This window comes from Micromonospora sp. CPCC 205554 (assembly GCF_036902745.1).
GTDB lineage: Bacteria > Actinomycetota > Actinomycetes > Mycobacteriales > Micromonosporaceae > Micromonospora > Micromonospora tulbaghiae.
This window is the reverse complement of record NZ_JBAKHP010000013.1, coordinates 111,998-132,752: the sequence shown is the minus strand read 5'-3', so window position 1 is coordinate 132,752 and position 20,755 is coordinate 111,998. Positions and strand designations below refer to the sequence as shown.

Genomic DNA, 20,755 nt, shown 5'->3' with positions numbered 1-20,755 from the left:
ACAGTCGCCCCAGGAACCGGGCAGGCTCACCGGTACCGCCAACCGTCATCGGGAGGTCGTACCGTGCCGGAGGACGCCACACCCTTCTTCGTCGGGCCGCACCGGTTCGACGCCGACGACGACCCCACCCGTCCCGTGCTCGACCGGCGCTACGAGCTGGTGCCCGAGCCGGGCGAACGTCTGCTCGGTCAGCACAGCCTCCGCGTCGCCGGTCACCTGCTCGGCCCGAGCGAGGACGTCCGCTGCTGGTCGCTGCCCGCCCCGGCGACGGTCACCGTGACCGAGCGCCGCCTGGCGTACGTCTGCACCGGCTCCGAACTGTCGGTGGTGTCCGGGCGGGACGGCCGGGCGGGTGCCCGGCACCGGCGTCCGGTCCGGCTGTCCCGCCTGGTCAGCGGCCAGATCCGCTGGCAGTGGCCGTCCCGACTGGAGCTGGCCGAGGTGGGCGACGGCATCGCCGAGCTGCGCATCGTCTGCGACGCGCTGCGCACCATCCGGCAGCCGGCGCTGGCGCTGACCGGCCCGGTCGGTCTGGTCGCCGGGCTGGCCCGGCAGGTACGCCGCTCGGTGGCCGGTTTCCGGCTCGCCAACGCCGAGCTGGTGGACCTGTCCCCGCCGGAACGGGACGTCCTCGCCGTCCGGGTGGCCGCCTCCCCCGCCCCGACACTGGGCACCGTGACGCTGCCGGGCTCGCTGCCGGTGGAGTTCCTGTCCCGGGACGACTACTACCGTCCGCCGGAGGCCGAGGCGTCGCCGTGGGCGTGGTCCGGCTTCCCCGCCCACGACCAGCCCGGCTCCGCCTGCTGACGCTCCCCGCGGCGGAACCTGGCGGAGGGCGCGAGCCCGCAGGGCGGGCGTCAGGAGGCGCTGCGGGTGCGGCGCTCGGACCGGTCCAGCTCGACCGCCTCCTCCGGGGTCGGCGCGCCGCCGCCCAGGTGGGCCGGCTGCCACCAGGTGTCGTCCGGGCCGGACGGCTTGTCCGGGTACTCCCGCTGGGCCCGGTCGACCAGCGCCGACAGGCGGGTACGCAGGTCGGCGGTCATGACGGTGGCGTCCGGGTAGGCGGACGGGTCCATCGGCTCGCCGACGACGATGGTGATCGGGGTGTGCCGGCGGGTCAGCGTGCGCGGGCGGCCCTTCGTCCACAGCCGCTGGGTGCCCCAGAGCGCGACCGGCAGCAGCGGCACGCCCGCCTCCTGCGACATCCGGGCCGCGCCGTTCTTCAGGTCCTTCACGGTGAAGGAGCGGCTGATCGTCGCCTCCGGGAAGACGCCGACCACCTCACCCCGGCGCAGCGCGCTCACCGCGGCGGCGTACGAGCCGGCGCCGGCGGCCCGGTTGACCGGGATGTGCTTCATGCCGCGCATCAGCGGACCGGAGACCCGGTGCCGGAAGACGCTGTCCTTGGCCATGAACCGGACCAGCCGCTTGGCCGGGTGCGCGCCGTAGCCGCAGAAGATGAAGTCGAGGTAGCTCACGTGGTTGGACGCGAGCACGGCGCCGCCGGTCTGCGGCACGTGGTCGCTGCCGGACACGTCGAGGCGCAGGTCGAGAAGCCGGAACATCGTCTTCGCGGCGGTGATCACAGGGGGGTACACGAGTTCCGACATGTCGAAACTTTACCCCGAGTAGGTTACGCGACCGTAGGGCCGATCTGCCCTCGGCAGACCCGGGTCGCGCACCGGCCCGGGCCCGGCGACGATGGCGACATGACCGAACGCGCGGTGCTGCTCTGGATCCACGGCGGAGGATGGCGGGCCCGCGCCGAGGAGGACGGGACGGCGCTCGTGTCGCTCGGGCTGCGCGTGGTCCCGGCCACGTACCGGTTCTCGCACCAGGCGCGCTGGCCGGCGCAGCTCGACGACGTCCGCGCCGCGGCCCGGGCCGCCCGGGCCGCGGCGTGCGGCCTGCCGCTGCTGGTGGGCGGCGACTCGGCCGGCGGGATGCTGGCGCTTCAACTCGGCCTGCGCGGGGTGGACCGGCCCGGCGACGTGGCGGGGGTGCTCGCGTACTGGGCCCCCGTCGACCCGCTCGACCCGGAGCAGCGACGCCGGCGCGCTCCCGGCGACGACCCGTGGACCGACCTGCTGGGCCGTCCGCCGGCCGCGGGCGATCCGGCCACCGTCGACGCGACAGTCGCCACCCACCTCGGCTCCGGCGTGCCGGTGCTGCTGATGCAGGGGCGTGACGACGAAGCGGTGCCGGCCGCCCAGCCGATCGAGCTGACCGGCCGGCTGCTCGCCGCCGGGCACCCGGCCCATCTCTGGCTCACGCACGGCGGTCACGCGCTCGACCTGGCCCGGCCCGACCTGCGCGCGGCTGCCACCGCGTTCCTGGACAGCGTCCTGCCCGCCGCCGCGGGCGACTAGGTTCGAGGCATGCCCGACCTCGCCGCGATCGTCATCCACTGCCGCGACCCATACCTGCTCGCACCGTTCTGGAGTGCGGTCACCGGGGTGCCGGTGGTCGAGGCGGACCGGGTGAAGCTCGCCGAGGGCACGCTCGCGCCGACCGAGGCGGTGCTGCTGCGCGACCCGCACGGGCGGCGTCCGGACCTGTGGATCAGCCCCGCCGACGTGCTGCCGGAGCCCGGCCGGATCCACCTCGACCTGGTCGGTGACGCCGAGGAACGGGCCGCGGTGCTGGAGGCGGGCGCGACAGTCGTGCGTGAGCTGCCGCGCTGGACCGTGCTGGCCGACCCGGAGGGCAACGAGTTCTGCCTGCTCCCGCCGAACGAGGCGCACGCCGCGCCGCCGCCCGGGCACTGACCGCCACCCGGGCGCGGACCCGGCGCCGAACCGCTCAGTCGGCCAGCTCCTCGAGGTCGAGCCGGCCCCGGGCGAACGCGTCCACCCGGCCCCAGCGGCCCGGGATGTCCAGCACCTCGATCCGTCCCATGCCCACCGGCAGCCGCGGGTCGACCGCCAGGTGCTTGTCGTGCGGCTCCAGCCCGAGCATGGTGCGCAGCAACAGCAGTGGCGCGCCGGTCGACCACGCCTGCGGGCTGCACGCCGTCGGGTACTCCACCGGGAACTTGGTCAGCTCGCGCTGGTAGCCGCCGAACGCCTCCGGCAGCCGGCCGTCGAAGTAGGTGGCCGCGTCGAGGATGCCGTTGGCCACCGTGGCGGCCTCCTCGGCGAAGCCGTACCGGCGCAGGCCCCAGGCGACGAACGAGTTGTCGAACGGCCAGATCGTGCCGTTGTGGTAGCCGATCGGGTTGTAGCGGACCTCGCCCTCGGCCAGCGTCCGCACCCCCCAGCCGGACCAGAGCCGGGGGCCGACGAGATGCTCGGCGATCTTCGGCGCCCGCTCGTCGTCCACGATCCCGCTCCACAGCAGGTGCCCGATGTTGGAGGTGAGCACGTCGCACTGGCGCCCGTCCGGGTCCAGCGCGAGCGCGTAGAAGCCGCGGTCGGCGACCCACCAGTCGTTGTTGAAGCGCCGCTTCAGCTCCGCCGCCTCGCGTTCCAGCTGATCGGCGTACGTGGGGTCGTCCCAGAACTCCCGGGCCATCCGGGCGGCCCGCATCTTCGCGTCGTACGCGTACCCCTGCACCTCGCAGGTGGCCCGCGGGAACGGCGGCAGCGTGCCGTCGGCGTACGAGATGGAGTCCCACGAGTCCTTCCAGCACTGGTTCTCCAGGCCGGTGTCGGTGTTGCGCCGCTCGTACCAGATGTAGCCGTTGCCGAGCAGGTCGGCGTAGTCGTCGATCCACTTCAGCGCGGCCCGGCACTCCTGTTCCAGCTCCTTGACCAGCGCGCCGTCGCCGCTCCACCGCTCGTACTCGTCGAGCAGCACCACGAACAGCGGGGTCGCGTCCACCGAGCCGTAGTACGGCGAGTGCGGCTGCTCCTCGAACGCGGCGGTCTCGCCGTACCGCATCTCGTGCAGGATCCGGCCCGGGTCCTCGTCCCGGAAGTCGTCGAACCGGGTGCCCTGGAGCGCGCCGAGGATGCGCAGCGTGGTCTTCGACATCTCCGGCGCGAACGGCAGCACCTGGAGGCAGGTGAGGATGCTGTCCCGGCCGAACATGGTCATGAACCAGGGCAGGCCGGCCGCGGGCAGCGTCTGCCCGCCGAGTGACAGCGGCGAGAAGCGCAGCGCCGCGAGGTCCACCAGGCTCCGCCGGTACGTCGCGGCGAGCTCCTCGTGCTCGCTGTTCAGCTTCGGGGCCCGGCTGATCCACTCCTCCAGGTCGTGCTGGAGCGCGAGCCGCTCGGTGCCGTGCGCGCGCAGTCCCATCCGCAGGTCCCGGCCGCCGGGGCCGATCGCGAACGTCTGCACGTCGATGACGGCGTCCCACTGCTCGTTGGGTTCCAGCCGGATGCTCCAGGCGAAGCCGCGCTGGTCGTAGCGGGCCGGCTGGTTGGCGGAGACGAGCGTCTCGCGCCGGAAGTTGCCGCGCCGGTAGCCCAGGCGCAGCCGGTCGGACTCGGCCTCGGCGTAGTGTTCGCCCTTCTTGTTCAGGATCTCGTCCTTGACCTGGAACAGGTCGGCGAAGTCGGACCCGGCGTCCATCCGGATCTGCAGGTCGACCGCCTTCTCGTCGTGGTTGAGGATGGTCAGCGTCTCGCGGAAGCTGCCGCCGACCGCCCGCTCCCGGATGATCGACAGCTTCGCGTCGATGTAGTGCGTGGCCATGCCGGGCACCAGGAAGAACCGGGCCTCGTAGTACTGGAGGTCGTCGTAGGACAACGCGTTGAGCCGCTCGCCGTTGACGGTGAGCACCCACTTCGACAGGTACCGCGTGTCGAGCGAGAACAGGCCGGTCGGCTCGCTCGGTGTGGCCTCGATGTCGCCGGTGTCCTCGCTGACCACGAACGTGTTGCCGTCCAGGATCCGGACGGTGTTGCTGCCGGGCATCAGGCACCCCTCCCGCCGAACGTGTGGTGCGGTCCGCGGGAGTCCGGCGGACCGGGAAAGACCCGCTCGACCTGCAACACGAGCCGCAGGTCGCCGACGACTGTCATGTCACCGCGCAGCAGCGCGGCGATGGCGTTCTCCTCGCCGCTGACCAGCTCGGCGAACAGGCGCGGCTCGGTGCCCACCACCGTGTCCGCCTCGCCGTCCTCCTGCCGGACCCGCAGCTTGCCGTGATCGATCTCCAGCAGCCAGTGCGTGGTGTGCGGGCCCTCGTGCAGGTCGAAGCGGAGCGTTCCGGATGCCTTGACCAGCAGCGGCTCGAACCCCCGCCGGTCCAGGTCCTCGAAGAATCTCGTGGTCGTGTCCACCATCCGGGCGACTCCTCCCGCGATCCGCGGTCTACCTGTCGAGGCTCCGTGTCCCCACCCGGACCGGGGCCAACCTCGCCCGAACCGGGTGAGCGCGGCGCCACCACCGCGACGCGCGACGCCGGCCCCCGAACCGGGGGCCGGCGTCACCGCGGCGGACAGGTCTAGTTGTTGGGGTCGTCGGCGCTGATGTCCGCGAGCACCGACTGGGGTTCCCGCTCCACCGCCAGGTCACCCATGGAGATCAGGCCGACCAGGCGGCCGTCGTCGACCACCGGGAGGCGGCGGACCGCGTACGTGCGCATCAGGTCGGCGGCGGCCACGGCGTCGTCGTTCTGGCTGACGGTGACCACGTCCTTGCTGGTGATCTGGTTGAGCCGGGTGGCGGTGGGATCCATGTTCTCGGCCACGCCCCGTACCGTGATGTCCCGGTCCGTCACGATGCCGACCACGTTGTCGCCGTCGGTCACCACCACATCGCCGATGGCGCTGTCGCGCATCTCCTGCGCCGCGGCGATGAGCGTGTCGTTGCCGTCCATCGTCACCAACCGGGTCGTCATGAACTCTCCGACCGTTGTCATGGTGCTCCCCTCTCGGTGTCGGCACCGCCGTCTACCCGCCGCCGCAGGCGGGGTAACGCGGGCGTCACCGCCGGTGGCGCAGGCGCCGGCGCAGGTCGTAGAAGCCGTTGCTGGACAACCCGTAGAAGATCGGCAGCAGCAGGAGCACCACGAGCGCCGCCGGCACGCTCAGCAGCACGCCCACCAGACCGGCGATCGCGTACGCGAGGACGCCGAGCAGCGCCCGGACGCGTTCGGCCTCGAAGAACCGGGCGGGGACGTGCGGTTCCAGCAGTTCCCGGTGCCGGCTCAGATAGTGGTAGAGCCACAGCCAGGTGATCGACAGGATCACACCGACCAGCGCGTACGCGGACACCGCGACCCGCTCGTCGAAGACGTCGCCCTCCTCCACGGCACGGGACACGAGCGCGGTGACGAACGGCAGCAGCGCCACGCTGAACAGCACGCCGAGGTTCGCCCAGTGCAGTCCCCGGTCGGCGCAGCGGACCCGGTGGAACGTCCCCTTGTGGTTCAGCCAGTTGACCGCCACGTACAGGTAGGACGTGACGTAGGCGAGGTAGACCGGCCACTGGTCGAGCAGCGCGCGCAGCATCCCGCCCGGCGCCGTCTCGGGCACCCGCAGGTCGAGCACCAGCAGCGTGATGACGATGGCGAAGACCGCGTCGCTGAACCCGATCGCCCGGCCCGTGTCCGAGCGCATCCCGGCGGCCCCGGTGTCCCCTTCGGCCGTCATCGGCACCTCCGCCCTGCCGGCGCGGTGCGGCCGGCGACCCGGCGGGCATACCCCCTGAGCGGGCGTCCGGGCCGGGTGGCCCGGCACGGACGCCGGCGGGGTCAGCGCTCGGCGGCGACCAGCTCGGCGAGCTGCACGGCGTTGAGCGCCGCGCCCTTGCGCAGGTTGTCGTTGGCGCAGAACAGCGCGAGCCCGTGCTCGACGGTCTCGTCGGCCCGGATCCGGCCGACGTACGTCGGGTCCTGGCCGGCCGCCTCCAGCGGCGTCGGCACGTCGCGCAACGCCACGCCGGGCGCGCCGTCGAGCAGCTCACGGGCGCGGGCCGGGTCGATCGGCCGGGCGAACCGGGCGTTGATCTGCAGCGAGTGACCGGTGAAGACGGGCACCCGCACGCACGTGCCGGAGACCTTCAGCCCGGGGATCTCCAGGATCTTGCGGCTCTCGTTGCGCAGCTTCTGCTCCTCGTCGGTCTCGTCGGAGCCGTCGTCGACGATCGAACCGGCCAGCGGGAGTACGTTGAAGGCGATCGGACGGGCGAACGAGCGCGGCGCCGGGAACTCCACCGCCGCGCCGTCGAAGGCGAGCCCGGCGGCGTCCTCGGCCACCTTGCGGACCTGCTCGTCCAGTTCCGCCACACCGGCCAGGCCGGCGCCGGAGACCGCCTGGTACGTGGCGACGACGAGGCTGACCAGCCCGGCCTCGTCGTGCAGCGGGCGCAGCACCGGCATGGCGGCCATCGTGGTGCAGTTCGGGTTGGCCACGATGCCCTTCGGGCGGTCCGCCACCGCGTGCGGGTTCACCTCGGCCACCACCAGCGGCACCTGCGGGTCCATCCGGAACGCCGAGGAGTTGTCGATCACCACGGCGCCGGCCTCGGCGACCCGGGGAGCCAGCTCCTTCGCGGTGCCCTTGCCCGCCGAGAAGAGCACGATGTCCAGACCGCGGTAGTCCGCGGTGGCCGCGTCCTCCACGGTGACCTCGCCGTCGCGCCAGGGCAGCGTGCGCCCGGCCGACCGGGCCGAGGCGAACAGGCGCACCTGCTCCGCCGGGAACTCGCGCTCCGCCAGCACCTGCCGCATGACGCCACCGACCTGACCGGTGGCTCCCACAATGCCGATCCTCATGCCCGCGAGGCTACCCAGCCGGGCGGTGCGGGTGGGAAACGTTTCCCACCGCGCGGATGCGGGGCGACGGGAATCACAGGCCCGCCGCCCCGTCAGCTCACGTGTGGTCGACCACCTCGCCGAGACCGCTGGCGACCAGCTCGTCCCGGATGACCGCCGCGTCCCCCTCGATCACCATCGTCAGCGACTCGGGGTGCAGGTAGGTCGCGGCCGCCGCGGAGACGTCCTCGACGGTCGCCGCGAGCAGTTGCTCCCGCAGCCGCGCGTGGTAGTCGTCCGGCAGGTCGTGCACGACCAGCGTGCTCAGGGCCGCGGCGATGGCACGCGGGCTCTGCAACTCGACCGAGAGCTGCCCGGCCCGCCAGGAACGCGCCACCTCCAGCTCGTCCTCGCTGACGCCGGTCAGCTGGGTACGCGAGATCTCGCCCACCGACTCGACGAGCGCCGGGGCGGTCACCGCGGTCTGCACGCCGGAGCTGACCGCGAACCGGCCGAACCGCCGGGACGAGGCGAAGTCGCCACGGATCCCGTACGTGTAGCCGCGTACCTCACGGATCAGGTGGTTGAGCCGGGACGTGAACGCGCCGCCGAGCACGGTGCCGGCGAGCGTCATCGGCACGTGGTCGGGGTGGGCGCGGTGCGGGGACGGGTGGCCGAGCCGCAGCGTGGACTGCACCGAGCCGGGCCGGTCGACCAGGATGATCCGCCGCTGCCCGGCCAGCGGCACGTCGATCGGGCCGCCGCGTTCCACCGGGCCCCCGCCGGCGCCGGCGAACGCCGTCGCGGCGAGCGCGTCCAGGTCGATCCGCTCCAGGTCACCGGCGACGACGAGCGTGCCGGGGCGGATGAACCACTCGGAGTGGAAGACGGTGACGTCGTCCACCTCCAGCGCGGCCACGCTGTCCGGGTCGCCGTAGAGCGGCCGGCCCCACCGGTGCTGCGCGCCGAACAGCTCGGCCCGCAGCACCGCGTCGGCGCGCGGGCCGGGGTTGGCCCAGTCCATCCGCAGCGCCGTGGCCTCGTCGTCGCGGACGCGCAGCACGTCGGCCGGGTCGAGCCGGGGCGTACGGACCGCCTCGGCCAGCAGCTCCACGGCAGCGGTCAGCCGGTCCACCGGCACCTGCACGCTCACCTGGAACGAGTCCCAGTCGAGCCCGGTCGCCAGCTCGGTGCCGAGCGCCTCGATGGCCAGCGCGTACGCGGTGGCGTCCCGCTGCGCGGTGCCCTCCTCCAGCGCCTTGGCCAGCACCGCGCCGAGCCCTTCCTTGCCGACCGGCTCCCGGCCCGCGCCGCCGTCGAGCAGCAGCAACGCGACGGCGAGGTTCTGCCCGGGCAGGTGCGCGGCGACCACCTGGCCGCCGGCCGCCGTCCGCCGGACCACCTGCGGGAACCGGTAGGCGCGGGCGGCGCCGGGGCCGGGACGGGTGGCGATCAGCGACATCAGTTCTCCTCGGGCACGTAGGTCAGGATCACCCGGTCGGCGGCGCCGAGCAGCTCGGCGGCCTGCTCGGCGATCTGCTCCGCGGTCACCGCGAGCCAGGCCGGCAGCCGGTCGGCCGCGCGGGCCGGGTCGCCGAACTGGGTGGCGTACCGGCCGAGCGTGTCGGCCCGCCCGTCCACCGTGGACATCTGCCGCCACCACATGGTGCTCAGCAGCGCCTTCGCGCGGTCCAGCTCGGCCGCGGTCACCGGCACGGTGGCCAGCTCGTCGACCACGTCGGCCAGGCCGTCGCGCAGCCGCTCGGCACTCACCCCGGGGCGGGCCGTGGCGGTGGCGATCAGCGGGGCGGGGGCGTGCGCCAGGTCCACGCCGTACGCGCCGACCAGGTCCGGCTGGGCGATCCGCTCACCGTCGGCGAGCCGCTGGTAGAGGCGGCTGCCCCGGCCGCTGCCGAGGACGGTGGCCAGCACCGTCGTGACGTCGTACCCCTGGGTGCCGAACGGGTGGGTGCGGTGGGCGACGTAGACGCGGGGGGCGGGCACGTCGGCGGTGACGGTCTCCACCGCCGGGCGGCCGGTGGCGGGCACCGTGCGGCCGTCCGGCGCGGCCGGGATGTCGGCGCGCGCGGCGAGGCCGCCGAAGTACTTGTCGGCGAGCGCGAACACCTCCGCCGCTTCGGTGTCGCCGACCACCGTGAGAACCGCGTTGTTCGGCGCGTAGTACGTGCTGTGGAACTCCTGGAAGGTGGCCAGGTCGGCGGCGTTCAGGTCGGCCATCGACCCGATCGTCGCGTGGTGGTACGGGTGGCCGGGCGGGTAGAGCAGCGGCAGCAGCCGCAGCCACGCGTCGCCGTACGGCACGTTCTCGTAGCGCTGCCGGCGTTCGTTCTTCACCACGTCGCGCTGGTTGTCCAGCGTCTCCTGGGTCAGCGCCGGCACCAGACCGCCCATCCGGTCGGCCTCCAGCCAGAGCGCCAGTTCCAGGTGCTCGGCCGGGACCGTCTCGAAGTAGTTGGTCCGGTCCGGGTTGGTGGTCGCGTTGAGCGAGCCGCCCGCGCCCTGGATCAGCTTCATGTGCTCGGTCTTCGCCACGTTCACCGAGCCCTCGAACATGAGGTGCTCGAAGAGGTGGGCGAAGCCGGTCTGTCCCGCCGGCTCGTGGCGTGAGCCCACGTCGTACCAGAGGTTGACCGCCACGGCCGGGGCGGTGCGGTCCTCGCTCACCACCACGCGCAGGCCGTTGTCCAGTCGGGTCGTCTCGATCGGCCAGGGGAAACCGCTGTCGGGCATGAGACGACGCTATCCGATCGCGGAGGCGGAAAGGTGACACGCGCGCCGGAGCATCGTCGGTGCGCGCCGGGGTACCCGTGCGGTCATGGCCGCCACCACACCCTCCGCCGTCGAGCGCGCCGCCGCCGCGCTGGCCCGGCTCCGGCACGCCCGGCTGCTGCACCCGGCCGGGCGCACGTTCGCCGGCGAGGCCCGGATCTGGGGTACGCCGGGACCGCCGACCGGCGTGCCGCTGCTCGACTCCCCGGGCCGGTGGCCGGCCACGATCCGCCTGTCCAAGGGCGTGCCGACGCCGGGCCGCTGGCCGGACGTGCTGGGCGTGGCGGTGCGGCTGCACCGTGACCCGGAGCCGCCGGTGGACCTGTTGTGGAGTTCCAGCGGCGCCGCGCCGGTGCTGCGGAACCTGCCGCTGCCCCGGCGGCGCTTCACCGGGACGTACACGTCGATCATGCCGTTCCGGGGCGGCGGGCGGCGGCTGTTCCTGGCCGTGCTGGCCGACCCGGAGTCGCCCGACCTGGGTCGCGGCCTGGCCGAGGCGGGCGCGGCGGTCGCGGACGACGAGCCCCGGCTGGTGCTGGCGGTCGCCTCGGCGGTGGGCCGGTGGCGGCCGTTCGGCGAGGTACGCCTCGACGACGAGCGCGGCGCCGCCGAGGACGCCGCGCTCGCGTTCGACCCGATCGGCAACGTGCCGCCGGGGTTGCGCCTGACCGGCCCGCTGGCCCGGCTGCGGGACGACAGTTACCGGGGTTCCCGCCGGGCCCGGGGCGCCGCGCTCAGTCGGGCGGCTCGACGGGGGTGACGGTCTGCTCGGAGGTGCGGTGCTCCAGCACCGTGTCGGGGGCGGCGTTCTGGTCCGCCTCGCGGATGTCGGACTCGGCGAGGATCGCGTCGGCCTGCGCCTCGGCGTCGTCGCTGCCCGCCGCCGCCTCCTCCGGCAACAGGTGCGCTCGGGACTCGATCCGTTCCTGGTCACTGGGGTCGTGGCTCGTGGTCATGGCGATCACATACCCCGCGTTCCGCACTTCGGAACGACAGCGGGACTTCCGGCGTGCTTCGGGTACGCTGGTCGACGTGACGCGGTCGTATCGATGGTTTAGGCAGCCGGCTGGAGGAGCCGGTGACTCGACCATGAGCTGACGTCACCACCTCTTCGAGCCGGCCGGGCAGGGATTCTTTTCCCTGCCCTTTCGTATGCGAGCAGCCGGCTCGATCCCCCGGACCCGGCACGGGGGCACGGTCGGCGGAAGGAATCCCCACCGTGACCACGTCCCAGGACGCCCATCGGGTCATCGACCAGCGCATCGACCGTGTGGTGCCGCTGACCACCCCGGCCCTGCTGCACCACCACCTGCCGCTCGACACCCCGCTGGCCGAGGCAGTCGTGGCGGGCCGCCGCGCCGTCGGCCGGGTGCTGGACCGCGCCGACGACCGGTTGCTCGTCGTCGTCGGCCCCTGCTCCGTGCACGACCCGGCCGCCGCCCTGGAGTACGCGGGCCGGCTGCGCGAGGCCGCCGCCCGGGTCGCCGACGACCTGCTCGTGGTGATGCGTGTCTACTTCGAGAAGCCGCGCTCGACAGTGGGCTGGAAGGGCCTGATCAACGACCCGGCGCTGGACGGTTCCGGCGACGTGAACACGGGCCTGCGTACCGCGCGGGCGCTCCTGCTCGACGTGCTGCGGCTGGGCCTGCCGGTGGGCTGCGAGTTCCTCGACCCGATCACCCCGCAGTACATCGCGGACACGGTGGCCTGGGGCGCGATCGGCGCGCGGACGGTGGAGAGCCAGGTGCACCGGCAGCTCGCCTCCGGGCTGTCCATGCCGATCGGCATGAAGAACCGCCCGGACGGCAGCATCGCCACCGCCGTGGACGCGATCCGGGCCGCCGGCGTGCCGCACGTCTTCCCCGGCATCGACGTCTCCGGCACCCCGGCGATCATGCACACCCGGGGCAACGCGGACGGGCATCTGGTGCTGCGCGGCGGGGGCGGCCGGCCGAACTACGACGCGGAGTCGGTGGCCGGGGCGCTGGAGCTGCTGCGGGCGGCGGGCCTGCCGGAGCGGGTGGTGGTCGACGCCAGCCACGCCAACAGCGGCAAGGACCACCGCAACCAGCCGCTGGTCGCCGCGGACGTGGCCGCGCAGCTCGCCGCCGGCCAGCGCGGGATCGTCGGCATCATGCTGGAGAGCTTCCTGGTGCCGGGCCGGCAGGACCTGGACCCGACCCGGGAGCTGGCGTACGGCCAGTCGGTCACCGACGCCTGCATCGGCTGGGACACCACCGCCGAGGTGCTGGAGCACCTGGCCCAGGCCGTCCGTGCCCGCCGGGCCACCCTCCCGGCACCGGCCTGAGCGGGGTTGGGGCGAGTTTGACCGGTTCGGCGCCGGGTAGGTGGTCGGCGTGACCGATGACGCGCCCGTGACCGAGCAGCCCGACACCAGGCCGCTCGACGACCTGCTCGACGACATCTACCACGGCCAGGAGCGGATCACCCAGGCGGACATCTACCGCCGGGCGGTGGCCGCCGAGCTCCCCGCAGAGCTGCTCACCCGGATCGCCGCGCTCCCCCAGGGCGAGTACGCGGCGGACGAGGCGGCCGATCTGCTGGGCGGCACGGTCGCCTGAGCCCCCGGAAGACCGAGAGGACGCGACATGACCGACCGCAACCCCGACCACGAGCACCTGGCGGCGCTCGACCAGCCCCCGGAGGGCGTCGACACGCTGCCGGAGCCGGACTTCGCCAACGAGCACGACCGCACCGCCGTGGACCGCGAGGTCATCACCGGGGAGGACGAGGACGAGCGGGAACCGGAGGCGTCGCGCGGCTGGGCCGGCGAGGACCACGGCACCACCCCCACCTGACGGTGGGAGACACACGGAAGAGGGCCGGCGCGCGCCGGCCCTCTTCCGTGTTCACGGGTCACGCCTCGTGGCGACCGCCCTCGGCCGCCTGCTGGGCGACCGCGTACCCCATCTGAAGGAAGTCGGAGGCGGCCACCGCGGTCAGCGCGGTGGCGACCAGCCGGGTCAGCCGGGGCGCCAGCACCAGGCCGCCGGTGAGCCCGGTGGCCACCCAGACCGCCAGGCAGAACGGGCAGCTCACCAGCTCGCCGAGCGCGTGCCGGGTCGGGCTGCCCTCGTCGCGGACCTGCTCCATCACCTCGCCGCTGCCGATCGGGTGGTCGTAACGGGTGAACGGCGCCCGCAGCGGGCTGGTGATCGCGTCCTTGGACAGCAGCCGGCTGAGCTTGTGCGTGGCGATCGAGAGCAGCACCACGTCCGCGGGGGTGGGCCGCTCGGGCACCGGCCGGCCGGTCGCCCGGACCAGCCCGACGAGCGCCGCCGTCACACCGGCGTACGTGCCCATCGCCTTCAGGTAGCCCTCCAGCGGCCGATGCTCGTGCGGCGCGTACGCCTGGCGCAGGCGCGCCACTTTCTGCTTCAGGCCACTCCCGGTCAACCCGGCCTCCTCGTGCTCGTCGTGCGGGCCGGGCTCAACCGGCGGTCAGGTTGTCGGCCACCTCGCGGTCGAGGTTGGCCAGGATCTCGTCGGCCAGGTCGTGGTCCGGCCCGGCCAGTTCCAGCCGCACCCGGGCGCCGCCCGCGTCGGCCGGCTCCACGTCGATCTCGGCGGACCAGTCCGCGGCGCTCCACCGGGCCCGCATGTCGTCGGCGTCCACGACCTCCACCCGGCAGGCGCCGGAGCTGCGCAGCCGCTCGGGCAGCCAGGCCGAGGAGCGGTCCGGGTCGGTCGCGGTGTTGAACACCACCTCCGGCGGCGCGGACATGCCGCGCTCGGCGTGGCTGGCCATCAGGCGTCCCGCAGCCGGCTCGGGTCGACCTCCCGGCCGGGGTGCCGGGCCAGGTACTCCGTCTCCAGTTCGGCGGTGCGCCGCAGGTGGTTGGCGAGCGCCGAGTCGGTGGCGTGCCGCAGCGTGTCCAGCCGGGTGCGGTGCAGGCTCTGCATCTCCCGGACCAGGTCCTCGTCACCCAGCTCCGCGGGGTCCACCCCGAGCTGCTCGCCGTCCGCGTCGACGGTGCGGGCGTGGTCGCCGTCCCATTCCGCGACCCGCTGTTCCGGGCTCGCGTCCCGGCGTACCGATTCGGTCATCGTCGCCCCCTCGTCTCGTTCGGGTTGCACCTGTTCGGATGCCCAGCGGGCGTGCCACCAAACCCCGCCCGGCCTACGACGCCGTGTCGGAGACGCCCGGTGGCCCCGGTACTCTCGTGGGCATGGAACGGCTCTGGACACCGGCGTGGATCGTCCGCCACGTGGCCATGGTCGTGCTGGCGGCGGGTTGCCTCGGCATGGGCTGGTGGCAGGTCACCCGCGCCGCCGGGGGGAACGCGATCAGCTTCGGTTACGCGATCGAGTGGCCGGTGTTCGCCGGTTTCGTGATCTTCGTCTGGTGGCGTGAGGTCCGCCAGACGCTGCGCGCTGCCGGCCCCGCGCCGACGGGGGACACCACGCCGGCCGAGCCGGGGCCGTCGGTGACCGCCGGCGCCGCGCCGGTCGCCGCCACCCCGGCGGTACGCCGGCCGGTGCGCGTCGTACGGGTGCCGGCCGCACCGGCGGACGGGGCGGACGACGCCGAGCTGGCCGCGTACAACCGCTACCTATCCTGGTTGAACGCCAATCCGGGCGCCCGGCCCGGCGACTATCCCGGCTGAGGCCGGTGCGGAAGGACGGACGACGGTGGGCGGAGCCCTTACCCGGTACCGCGTGATCGCCTGGATCGTGGGCGTGGCGCTCGTGGTGCTGGTCCTGATCGGCATGCCGCTGAAGTACGGCTTCGACAACCCGAGCGTGGTGGCCGTGGTCGGCGTGGCGCACGGCTGGCTGTACATGCTCTATCTGGCGCTCACGTTCGACCTGTCCCGCCGGGCGAACTGGCCGCTGAAGCGGATGCTGCTGGTGATGCTCGCCGGCACCGTGCCGTTCGTCTCGTTCTACGCCGAGCGGCGGGTGAGCCACTGGGTGGCCGCCGAGAGCCGCCCGCGTACGCCGGAGCCGGTCGCGGGCTGACCGCGGGTCACCGGGCCGGTCGCCACGGCTCGGCCGCCGGCGGGTCGGCCCAGCCGCCCAGGCGCGCCGCCTCCCGGGCCCGCGCCAGCGCGCGGGCGACCTGGCCGAACTGCCGCTCGTCGTCGCTGCTGAACAGCAGCACCTCGGTGCCCCGCACCCGTCCCCACAGCTCGTGCGCCGGGGGCCGCACGCGGTCGCCGATCAGCACGAGCAGCAGCGGCACCAGTCCGACCGTGCCGAGCATGAGGTACGCCCCGGCGGTGAGCCGGTGCAGGCCGCCGGTGAAGCCGAGCAGCAGGCCGACCGCGGCGATCATCGCGGCGGACACGGCGACGGCCCGGATCGCGAGCCGGTCGTGCGGTCCACGGTCGGTCCGGAGCTGGGTGATCTCGGCCACCTGCCAGCTGTTACGGCCGACGGTGAAGCGCTCGGCGGTGACGACGATGCCGGGCCGGGCGTAGAGCAGCCTGGGTGCGGCCGGTCGCGGCGAGCGGGGCGGCTGGGTGGCGGAGCGTTCGGTCTGCACGGCGGCCTCCCGGGAGCAGGGATCCCGTGGTGGGATTTCCCGTCCGGGCTTCATTGTGTTGGCCTCGCGCCACCTGACCTCGGGGTTTCGGCCGTCGCGGGGGTCACCGGCGCGGCCGCGCCAGCCGGAAACAGAGAATGATTTCGGTCTTTGTCATGACTTTGCCTGGCGTTGCCTGGCGACATCCGCCCAGAACGACGAATCGGGCGAGTTCGCCTCATCCACCCACCGGCTCCCCCTCATCACTTTCCGCCACTTTGCCAACTTTCGCCCCTGCTTGAACTCCCGGCTACTGCGATCACGGGTTAGGTTGTCCAGGTCGGCCCGGTCGACAGCCGTCCACCCGGACGGCCCCGGGCCGGTGTCGCCGGGTCGCGAACGCGCCCGGCGACCGGTGGGAGAGGAGCTTTCCGCTCTTGTCGTCCTTACGGATGCTGCTCCGCTCGCTGGCGGTGGCCGGCCTCTCGGCCGCGCTGCTCGCCCCGGCGCAGGTGGCCCGGGCCGAGCCCACACCCGCCGAGCTGACGAAGCAGATCGAGAAGTCCTCGACTGAGCTGGAGCGAATCGTCGAGTCCTACAACAAGCTCAACGAGGACATCAAGGCCAACAAGGCCACCGCGGCCAAGTTGGAGGCCCGGATCGGGCCGTTGCAGGAACAGGCCGAACGCAGCCGCGCCGACGTGGGTGTGCTGGCCGCGACGGCGTACAAGACCGGCGGCATGCGCACCGCGGCGGCCCTGCTGGACCCGGGCGGCCAGGCCACGCTGCCGGAGCGGCTGGGCACGCTCGACCAGCTCACCCGCCAGCGGCAGCGCACCATCAACAGCTTCACGGCCGACCAGCAGCGGCTGATCGACCAGAAGACCCGGCTGGACGTCACGCTCGCCCGGGAGGCGGCGCAGGCCAAGCAGCTCAAGTCCGCGAAGACGCGGATCGAGGCGGACCTGTCCGACCTCTACGAGATGCGGCGCAAGGCGTACGGGCGGGCCAACGAGGCGCCCGGCAACCCCAGTTCGGCGGGCAAGCCACCGGCCGTCTCCGGCGACGCCGGAGTGGCGGTGCGGTACGCCTACGGCGCGGTCGGCAAGCCCTACGGCTACGGCCAGGACGGTCCCGGCAGCTACGACTGCTCCGGCCTGACGCTCGCGGCGTGGCGGGCGGCCGGCAAGTCGCTGCCGCACAGCGCGGCGCGGCAGTGGAGCGCCACCACACGGATCAGCCGCAGCCAGCTGCAGCCGGGTGACCTGGTGTTCTACTCCGGTCTCGGGCACGTGGCGCTCTACGTCGGGGGCGGTCAGATCATCGACGCGCCCAGCGCCGGGCGCAACGTCAGCAAGCGCGGCATGAACATCATGTCGATCGCCGGCTACGGCCGGGTCTGAGCACCGCGAAGACGGCGAACGGCCGGCGTCCCCCTGTCGGACGCCGGCCGTTCGCCGTTCATTGTTACCAGGTCAGGCCGCCTGGAGCCCTTCCGCGCGAGCCAGCTCACGCAGCCGGCCCAGTGCCTGGATCTCCAGCTGGCGGATGCGCTCGCGGGACAGCGAGAACCGCGACGCGACCTCGGTCAGCGAGTGCTCCCGCCCGTCCTCCAGGCCGTACCGGGCCCGCATGATGCCGGCGGAACGGTCGTCGAGGTGGTTGAGCAGACCCTCGATCCGCTGCCGCTCCAGACCGGTGAGCACGATCTCCTCGGGCGACGGCGCGTCGCTGTCGGCGACCAGGTCACCGAGGTTGGTGTCGCCGTCGTCGCCCACCGGGGTGTCCAGCGAGACGGTGTCCTGCGACCAGCGGACCAGCTCGTTGACCCGCTCGACGGTCACGCCGAGCGCGGTCGCGATCTGCTCCGGCTCCGGGTCGCTGCCCAGCTCACGGGTGAGCTGCCGGGCCACGTTGCGCATCCGGTTGACGTCCTCGACCAGGTGCACGGGCAGCCGTACGGTCCGCTCCTGCTGGGCGATCGCCCGGCTGATGGCCTGGCGGATCCACCAGGTCGCGTAGGTGGAGAACTTGAAGCCGCGCTCGTAGTCGAACTTCTCGACCGCCCGGACCAGGCCGGTGTTGCCCTCCTGGATCAGGTCCAGCATGGGCATGCCGGAGCGCACGTAGCGCCGGGCGATCGACACGACCAGCCGCAGGTTCGCGCGGATGAACAGGTCCTTCGCGCGCTCACCCTCGACGACCAGCCGCTCCAGGTCCTCCCGGTCGACGCCGTCGGGGATCCGATCCTCGTCGAGCAGGTGCTCGGCGTAGAGGCCCGCCTCGATCGCCTTGGAGAGGTCGACCTCCCGGGCGGCGTCGAGCAGCGGCGTCCGGGAGATCTCGTGCAGGTAGACGCCGACCAGGTCCCGCTCCTCGGCGACCTCGTCGGTACGCATGCCGATGTTCTTGTCCACGATTGCCACGGTCCCCTCGCTCGCGCCGGTTGCCCGGTTCCTTGCCATCCCCACGTTCATCAGCCCTCCCCGTAACCTCCGCTGTGCCCGTAGGTGCTGACACCTACACAACAGATGTGACGCGTCGGGGATTCCATGTCGTGAGTCGAAACTGTCACGAATGCCTGAGTAGTAGCTGAGAGCCCGGTCCATGTTTCCTGTTACCGGCCCGGTTCGGGCGGCTCGCGGGCGCCGTTTTCGGCGCACACCGGAGCTGCGAAATCGCCGTTCGCCCATGGAATGGCACCATTGCCTGTTCCATGAACACAGCGAGCCGCGTCACCGAGTCGTTGCGATCCTGGTCACTGCGAGATACGCGCCTGCGGACCGGTCGGTTCAGCCATGCTCAAGGATTACCCTCCGCCTCGTTGAACAATCCGTGCGGGAGGAGTCGTCCCCTCCCCGCACGTGATACGCGTCGCACCCGCCGGGCGGATGCGCCGGGCGGGTGGATCGGGCGGGACGGGCCGGCCCGCGGCGGGGGCCGGAACCCTCAGGAGGCGAGCAGTTCGAGCGCGCCGCGTACCTGGTGGGCGGAGCGGGCCAGCGCGGCCCGGGCGGCCGGCACCTCGGCGCCGGACACGAGCGCGACGAGCGCGGTCTTGAGGTCGCCGTCGGCCTCCCGCAGGGCGACCCGGCACACCTCCTCGGCGCAGCCGGTGGCCTCCATGAGGATCGAGATCATGCGGCCGCGCAGTTTGGCGTTGGTGGCCACCATGTCGATCATCAGGTTCGAGTAGACCCGGCCCAGACGCACCATCACGGCCGTGGAGAACGTGTTGAGCACCAGCTTCTGCGCCGTGCCGGCCTTCATCCGGGTCGACCCGGTGACCACCTCCGGTCCGGTGTCCACCCCGATGAAGACGTCCACCGACGCGGCGGCCTCGGCCTCCGGATTCGCGCAGAGCAGCACCGTACCGGCCCCCTGCGCCCGGGACGCGGCGAGCGCCCCGAGGACGTACGGGGTGCGCCCGCTGGCCGCCAGGCCCACCACGAGGTCGCCGGGGCGTACGCACTCGGCGGCCTCGGCGGCGCCGCCGCGCTCGTCGTCCTCGGCGTCCTCGACGGCGCGCCACATGGCGTCCGGGCCGCCCGCGAGGTGCGAGCAGAACCAGTGCCGGGGCGAGTTGAACGTGGGCGCCAGCTCGGCCGCGTCCAGCACGCCGAGGCGACCGGAGGTGCCGGCGCCGAAGTAGTGCACACGGTGCCCGTCGCGCAGCGCGGCCACGGCCAGGTCGACGGTCTCGGCGATCTCGTCCAGCACGGCGGCGACCGCGGCCGGCACCCGCCGGTCCGCCTCGTTGATGACGGTGAGCACGTCCCGGGTGGACATCAGGTCGAGGTCGACGCTGTGCGGGTTGCGCCGCTCGGTCGGCGCGCCGACGCGCACCACCGGCCGCACCGCCGCCACGCCGTCGCGCTCCACCCGGCCCGCCGTCATCCCCGCCTCCGCCCGGGGCCGACCCGGTGCGACTGGACCGCCTCGGCGGTGGCCTCCAGGGCCTTCTTGGTCCGGGCCCGGCTGCGGGCGGCCACCCCGACGAAGAGGCAGTCGACCACCGTGAGCTGGGCCAGCCGGCTGGCGGTCGCGCCGGAGCGGTACGTCGTCTCCCGGGCGGCTGTGGTGAGCACGTGGTCCGCGACCTCGGTGATCGGCGAGCGCGGGAAGTTGGTCAGCGCCACGGTGGTGGCGCCGCGCGCCCGCGCCTGCTCCAGCACCTCGATGACGTCGGACGTGGTGCCGGTGTGCGAGATGCCGACCGCCACGTCGCCGCGGCCCAGCAGGGCGGCGGAGGTGAGCGCGGTGTGCACGTCCGGGAAGTAGAACGCGATGCGGCCGATGCGGTGCAGCTTCTGCTGGAAGTCGGAGGCGACGAAGCCGCTGGCGCCCGCGCCGTAGACGTCGATCCGGCCGGCCGCGCCGATCGCCTCGACCACCTGCTCGCAGACCGCCGGGTCGAGCTGCTCGGCGGTCTCCTCCACGGCCCGGGCGTCGTTGAACGCGATCGTGGCGATGATCTGGGCGAGGTCCGCGCCCGGCGGGATGTCGCCGCCGACCACGCGCGCGTCCGGCGGCTCGACCCGGCGGGCGGCCTCGGCGGCGAGCCGGATCCGCAACTGGGGGTAGCCGTCCATGCCGACCGAGCGGCAGAAGCGGATCACTGTCGCCTCGGACGTCTCGGCGGCGGTGGCGAGGTCGGTGATCGTACGCCGGGCCGCGTCCGCCGGATCGGCGACGACCAGCCGGGCCACCCGCTGTTCGGCCGGGGACAGCGAGGGCAGCAGGCCGCTGATGTGGACGATCAGTCCACCGGGCTCGTGACTCGCAGAAATCTTCGAACTCTTCGCCACGGATGAAACTTACTTTCACGA

The 20,755-nt window shown here is 73.3% G+C and carries 26 protein-coding genes; 10 read left to right on the top strand and 16 right to left on the bottom strand.

Annotated features, from left to right (window positions below; genetic code table 11):
* Positions 1 to 63 precede the first annotated feature (63 nt).
* Positions 64 to 807, top strand: coding sequence for a hypothetical protein (locus V6U82_RS18840; protein WP_334462943.1), 744 nt, complete (start codon positions 64 to 66; stop codon positions 805 to 807).
* Between the two features lie 50 nt (positions 808 to 857).
* Here V6U82_RS18840 and V6U82_RS18835 read toward each other — a convergent pair whose 3' ends face one another.
* Positions 858 to 1,610, bottom strand: coding sequence for a lysophospholipid acyltransferase family protein (locus tag V6U82_RS18835; protein WP_334462941.1), 753 nt, complete (start codon positions 1,608 to 1,610; stop codon positions 858 to 860).
* Between the two features lie 99 nt (positions 1,611 to 1,709).
* Between V6U82_RS18835 and V6U82_RS18830 the strand changes: the two genes are divergently transcribed.
* Together V6U82_RS18830 and V6U82_RS18825 are read left to right on the top strand one after the other, a co-directional pair.
* Complete coding sequence (locus V6U82_RS18830; RefSeq protein WP_334462938.1) at positions 1,710 to 2,369, top strand: alpha/beta hydrolase; 660 nt, start codon at positions 1,710 to 1,712, stop codon at positions 2,367 to 2,369.
* A gap of 9 nt (positions 2,370 to 2,378) precedes the next feature.
* Complete coding sequence (locus V6U82_RS18825; RefSeq protein ID WP_334462936.1) at positions 2,379 to 2,768, top strand: VOC family protein; 390 nt, start codon at positions 2,379 to 2,381, stop codon at positions 2,766 to 2,768.
* 34 nt (positions 2,769 to 2,802) lie between these two features.
* Here V6U82_RS18825 and V6U82_RS18820 read toward each other — a convergent pair whose 3' ends face one another.
* The 7 genes from V6U82_RS18820 to V6U82_RS18790 all read right to left on the bottom strand — a co-directional run bounded on the left by V6U82_RS18820 (position 2,803) and on the right by V6U82_RS18790 (position 10,399).
* Positions 2,803 to 4,863, bottom strand: a complete 2,061-nt coding sequence (locus V6U82_RS18820; protein ID WP_334462934.1) for an amylo-alpha-1,6-glucosidase — start codon at positions 4,861 to 4,863, stop codon at positions 2,803 to 2,805.
* Positions 4,863 to 5,234, bottom strand: a complete 372-nt coding sequence (locus V6U82_RS18815) for an SCP2 sterol-binding domain-containing protein (protein ID WP_334462932.1) — start codon at positions 5,232 to 5,234, stop codon at positions 4,863 to 4,865. The genes V6U82_RS18820 and V6U82_RS18815 overlap by 1 nt, the downstream gene beginning before the upstream one ends.
* Positions 5,235 to 5,395: 161 nt before the next feature.
* Positions 5,396 to 5,812: a CBS domain-containing protein gene (locus V6U82_RS18810; RefSeq protein ID WP_091422973.1), complete on the bottom strand. Its 417-nt coding sequence runs from the start codon at positions 5,810 to 5,812 to the stop codon at positions 5,396 to 5,398.
* Between the two features lie 64 nt (positions 5,813 to 5,876).
* Positions 5,877 to 6,545, bottom strand: coding sequence for a TMEM175 family protein (locus V6U82_RS18805; protein WP_128137832.1), 669 nt, complete (start codon positions 6,543 to 6,545; stop codon positions 5,877 to 5,879).
* A gap of 101 nt (positions 6,546 to 6,646) precedes the next feature.
* Positions 6,647 to 7,669, bottom strand: a complete 1,023-nt coding sequence (locus V6U82_RS18800; protein WP_334462924.1) for an aspartate-semialdehyde dehydrogenase — start codon at positions 7,667 to 7,669, stop codon at positions 6,647 to 6,649.
* Positions 7,670 to 7,766: 97 nt separating this feature from the next.
* Positions 7,767 to 9,110, bottom strand: coding sequence for a M16 family metallopeptidase (locus V6U82_RS18795; RefSeq protein ID WP_013475426.1), 1,344 nt, complete (start codon positions 9,108 to 9,110; stop codon positions 7,767 to 7,769).
* Positions 9,110 to 10,399: a M16 family metallopeptidase gene (locus tag V6U82_RS18790; protein ID WP_334462920.1), complete on the bottom strand. Its 1,290-nt coding sequence runs from the start codon at positions 10,397 to 10,399 to the stop codon at positions 9,110 to 9,112. The genes V6U82_RS18795 and V6U82_RS18790 overlap by 1 nt, the downstream gene beginning before the upstream one ends.
* Positions 10,400 to 10,484: 85 nt before the next feature.
* Here V6U82_RS18790 and V6U82_RS18785 point away from each other — a divergent pair, with 85 nt between their 5' ends.
* Positions 10,485 to 11,198 carry a phosphodiesterase gene (locus tag V6U82_RS18785; protein WP_334462919.1) on the top strand — a complete coding sequence of 238 codons (714 nt, stop codon included), beginning with the start codon at positions 10,485 to 10,487 and terminating at the stop codon, positions 11,196 to 11,198.
* On the opposite strand, the gene V6U82_RS18780 is transcribed toward V6U82_RS18785, so the two are convergent.
* Complete coding sequence (locus tag V6U82_RS18780; RefSeq protein ID WP_128138638.1) at positions 11,173 to 11,394, bottom strand: hypothetical protein; 222 nt, start codon at positions 11,392 to 11,394, stop codon at positions 11,173 to 11,175. The genes V6U82_RS18785 and V6U82_RS18780 overlap by 26 nt on opposite strands.
* Before the next feature lie 254 nt (positions 11,395 to 11,648).
* Here V6U82_RS18780 and V6U82_RS18775 point away from each other — a divergent pair, with 254 nt between their 5' ends.
* The 3 genes from V6U82_RS18775 to V6U82_RS18765 are packed head-to-tail and all read left to right on the top strand — an operon-like array spanning position 11,649 to position 13,257.
* Complete coding sequence (locus tag V6U82_RS18775) at positions 11,649 to 12,746, top strand: 3-deoxy-7-phosphoheptulonate synthase (RefSeq protein ID WP_334462992.1); 1,098 nt, start codon at positions 11,649 to 11,651, stop codon at positions 12,744 to 12,746.
* 40 nt (positions 12,747 to 12,786) lie between these two features.
* A complete protein-coding gene (locus tag V6U82_RS18770) occupies positions 12,787 to 13,020 on the top strand; it encodes a hypothetical protein (RefSeq protein ID WP_018786980.1) in 234 nt (77 codons plus the stop codon).
* A gap of 27 nt (positions 13,021 to 13,047) precedes the next feature.
* Positions 13,048 to 13,257: a hypothetical protein gene (locus tag V6U82_RS18765; RefSeq protein WP_334462913.1), complete on the top strand. Its 210-nt coding sequence runs from the start codon at positions 13,048 to 13,050 to the stop codon at positions 13,255 to 13,257.
* A 58-nt stretch (positions 13,258 to 13,315) separates the two neighbouring features.
* Here the strand turns inward: V6U82_RS18765 and V6U82_RS18760 are convergent, their stop codons facing one another.
* The 3 genes from V6U82_RS18760 to V6U82_RS18750 are packed head-to-tail and all read right to left on the bottom strand — an operon-like array spanning position 13,316 to position 14,506.
* Complete coding sequence (locus tag V6U82_RS18760; RefSeq protein ID WP_013288145.1) at positions 13,316 to 13,855, bottom strand: DUF1360 domain-containing protein; 540 nt, start codon at positions 13,853 to 13,855, stop codon at positions 13,316 to 13,318.
* A 34-nt stretch (positions 13,856 to 13,889) separates the two neighbouring features.
* A complete protein-coding gene (locus V6U82_RS18755) occupies positions 13,890 to 14,207 on the bottom strand; it encodes a hypothetical protein (RefSeq protein ID WP_128138636.1) in 318 nt (105 codons plus the stop codon).
* Positions 14,207 to 14,506 (bottom strand): DUF6158 family protein, encoded by a 300-nt coding sequence (locus V6U82_RS18750; RefSeq protein ID WP_091422947.1) that lies wholly within the window; start codon positions 14,504 to 14,506, stop codon positions 14,207 to 14,209. Before V6U82_RS18750 ends, V6U82_RS18755 begins: the two co-directional genes overlap by 1 nt.
* 122 nt (positions 14,507 to 14,628) lie before the next feature.
* On the opposite strand from V6U82_RS18750, the gene V6U82_RS18745 reads away from it, so the two are divergent.
* Together V6U82_RS18745 and V6U82_RS18740 are read left to right on the top strand one after the other, a co-directional pair.
* Positions 14,629 to 15,066 carry a hypothetical protein gene (locus V6U82_RS18745; RefSeq protein ID WP_334462901.1) on the top strand — a complete coding sequence of 146 codons (438 nt, stop codon included), beginning with the start codon at positions 14,629 to 14,631 and terminating at the stop codon, positions 15,064 to 15,066.
* A gap of 25 nt (positions 15,067 to 15,091) precedes the next feature.
* Positions 15,092 to 15,421, top strand: coding sequence for a DUF3817 domain-containing protein (locus V6U82_RS18740; RefSeq protein WP_282311023.1), 330 nt, complete (start codon positions 15,092 to 15,094; stop codon positions 15,419 to 15,421).
* A gap of 7 nt (positions 15,422 to 15,428) precedes the next feature.
* On the opposite strand, the gene V6U82_RS18735 is transcribed toward V6U82_RS18740, so the two are convergent.
* Entirely contained in the window at positions 15,429 to 15,947 is a 519-nt protein-coding gene (locus tag V6U82_RS18735; RefSeq protein WP_334462896.1) for a DUF6232 family protein, read from the bottom strand.
* Between the two features lie 416 nt (positions 15,948 to 16,363).
* Here V6U82_RS18735 and V6U82_RS18730 point away from each other — a divergent pair, with 416 nt between their 5' ends.
* A complete protein-coding gene (locus V6U82_RS18730) occupies positions 16,364 to 17,329 on the top strand; it encodes a C40 family peptidase (protein ID WP_334462894.1) in 966 nt (321 codons plus the stop codon).
* A 72-nt stretch (positions 17,330 to 17,401) separates the two neighbouring features.
* Here the strand turns inward: V6U82_RS18730 and V6U82_RS18725 are convergent, their stop codons facing one another.
* From V6U82_RS18725 to V6U82_RS18715, 3 genes are all read right to left on the bottom strand, one after another.
* Positions 17,402 to 18,391, bottom strand: coding sequence for a sigma-70 family RNA polymerase sigma factor (locus V6U82_RS18725; protein ID WP_181726522.1), 990 nt, complete (start codon positions 18,389 to 18,391; stop codon positions 17,402 to 17,404).
* 484 nt (positions 18,392 to 18,875) lie between these two features.
* The gene (gene murQ / locus V6U82_RS18720; protein WP_128136672.1) at positions 18,876 to 19,823 is read right to left on the bottom strand and encodes an N-acetylmuramic acid 6-phosphate etherase; all 948 of its coding nucleotides are present in this window, start codon (positions 19,821 to 19,823) and stop codon (positions 18,876 to 18,878) included.
* Positions 19,820 to 20,734, bottom strand: coding sequence for a MurR/RpiR family transcriptional regulator (locus V6U82_RS18715; RefSeq protein ID WP_128136673.1), 915 nt, complete (start codon positions 20,732 to 20,734; stop codon positions 19,820 to 19,822). The genes murQ and V6U82_RS18715 overlap by 4 nt, the downstream gene beginning before the upstream one ends.
* Between the last annotated feature and the right edge of the window lie 21 nt (positions 20,735 to 20,755).

Bases quoted from the DNA above. Each gene is read 5' to 3' on its own strand.
- V6U82_RS18825 (WP_334462936.1), top strand. From the start codon at position 2,379: ATGCCCGACCTCGCCGCGATCGTCATCCACTGCCGCGACCCATACCTG.
- V6U82_RS18820 (WP_334462934.1), bottom strand. From the start codon at position 4,863: ATGCCCGGCAGCAACACCGTCCGGATCCTGGACGGCAACACGTTCGTG.
- V6U82_RS18830 (WP_334462938.1), top strand. From the start codon at position 1,710: ATGACCGAACGCGCGGTGCTGCTCTGGATCCACGGCGGAGGATGGCGG.
- V6U82_RS18795 (WP_013475426.1), bottom strand. From the start codon at position 9,110: ATGTCGCTGATCGCCACCCGTCCCGGCCCCGGCGCCGCCCGCGCCTAC.
- murQ (WP_128136672.1), bottom strand. From the start codon at position 19,823: ATGACGGCGGGCCGGGTGGAGCGCGACGGCGTGGCGGCGGTGCGGCCG.
- V6U82_RS18755 (WP_128138636.1), bottom strand. From the start codon at position 14,207: ATGGCCAGCCACGCCGAGCGCGGCATGTCCGCGCCGCCGGAGGTGGTG.
- V6U82_RS18800 (WP_334462924.1), bottom strand. From the start codon at position 7,669: ATGAGGATCGGCATTGTGGGAGCCACCGGTCAGGTCGGTGGCGTCATG.
- V6U82_RS18790 (WP_334462920.1), bottom strand. From the start codon at position 10,399: ATGCCCGACAGCGGTTTCCCCTGGCCGATCGAGACGACCCGACTGGAC.
- V6U82_RS18780 (WP_128138638.1), bottom strand. From the start codon at position 11,394: ATGACCACGAGCCACGACCCCAGTGACCAGGAACGGATCGAGTCCCGA.
- V6U82_RS18815 (WP_334462932.1), bottom strand. From the start codon at position 5,234: ATGGTGGACACGACCACGAGATTCTTCGAGGACCTGGACCGGCGGGGG.
- V6U82_RS18810 (WP_091422973.1), bottom strand. From the start codon at position 5,812: ATGACAACGGTCGGAGAGTTCATGACGACCCGGTTGGTGACGATGGAC.
- V6U82_RS18765 (WP_334462913.1), top strand. From the start codon at position 13,048: ATGACCGACCGCAACCCCGACCACGAGCACCTGGCGGCGCTCGACCAG.
- V6U82_RS18745 (WP_334462901.1), top strand. From the start codon at position 14,629: ATGGAACGGCTCTGGACACCGGCGTGGATCGTCCGCCACGTGGCCATG.
- V6U82_RS18750 (WP_091422947.1), bottom strand. From the start codon at position 14,506: ATGACCGAATCGGTACGCCGGGACGCGAGCCCGGAACAGCGGGTCGCG.
- V6U82_RS18725 (WP_181726522.1), bottom strand. From the start codon at position 18,391: ATGGCAAGGAACCGGGCAACCGGCGCGAGCGAGGGGACCGTGGCAATC.
- V6U82_RS18785 (WP_334462919.1), top strand. From the start codon at position 10,485: ATGGCCGCCACCACACCCTCCGCCGTCGAGCGCGCCGCCGCCGCGCTG.
- V6U82_RS18835 (WP_334462941.1), bottom strand. From the start codon at position 1,610: ATGTCGGAACTCGTGTACCCCCCTGTGATCACCGCCGCGAAGACGATG.
- V6U82_RS18805 (WP_128137832.1), bottom strand. From the start codon at position 6,545: ATGACGGCCGAAGGGGACACCGGGGCCGCCGGGATGCGCTCGGACACG.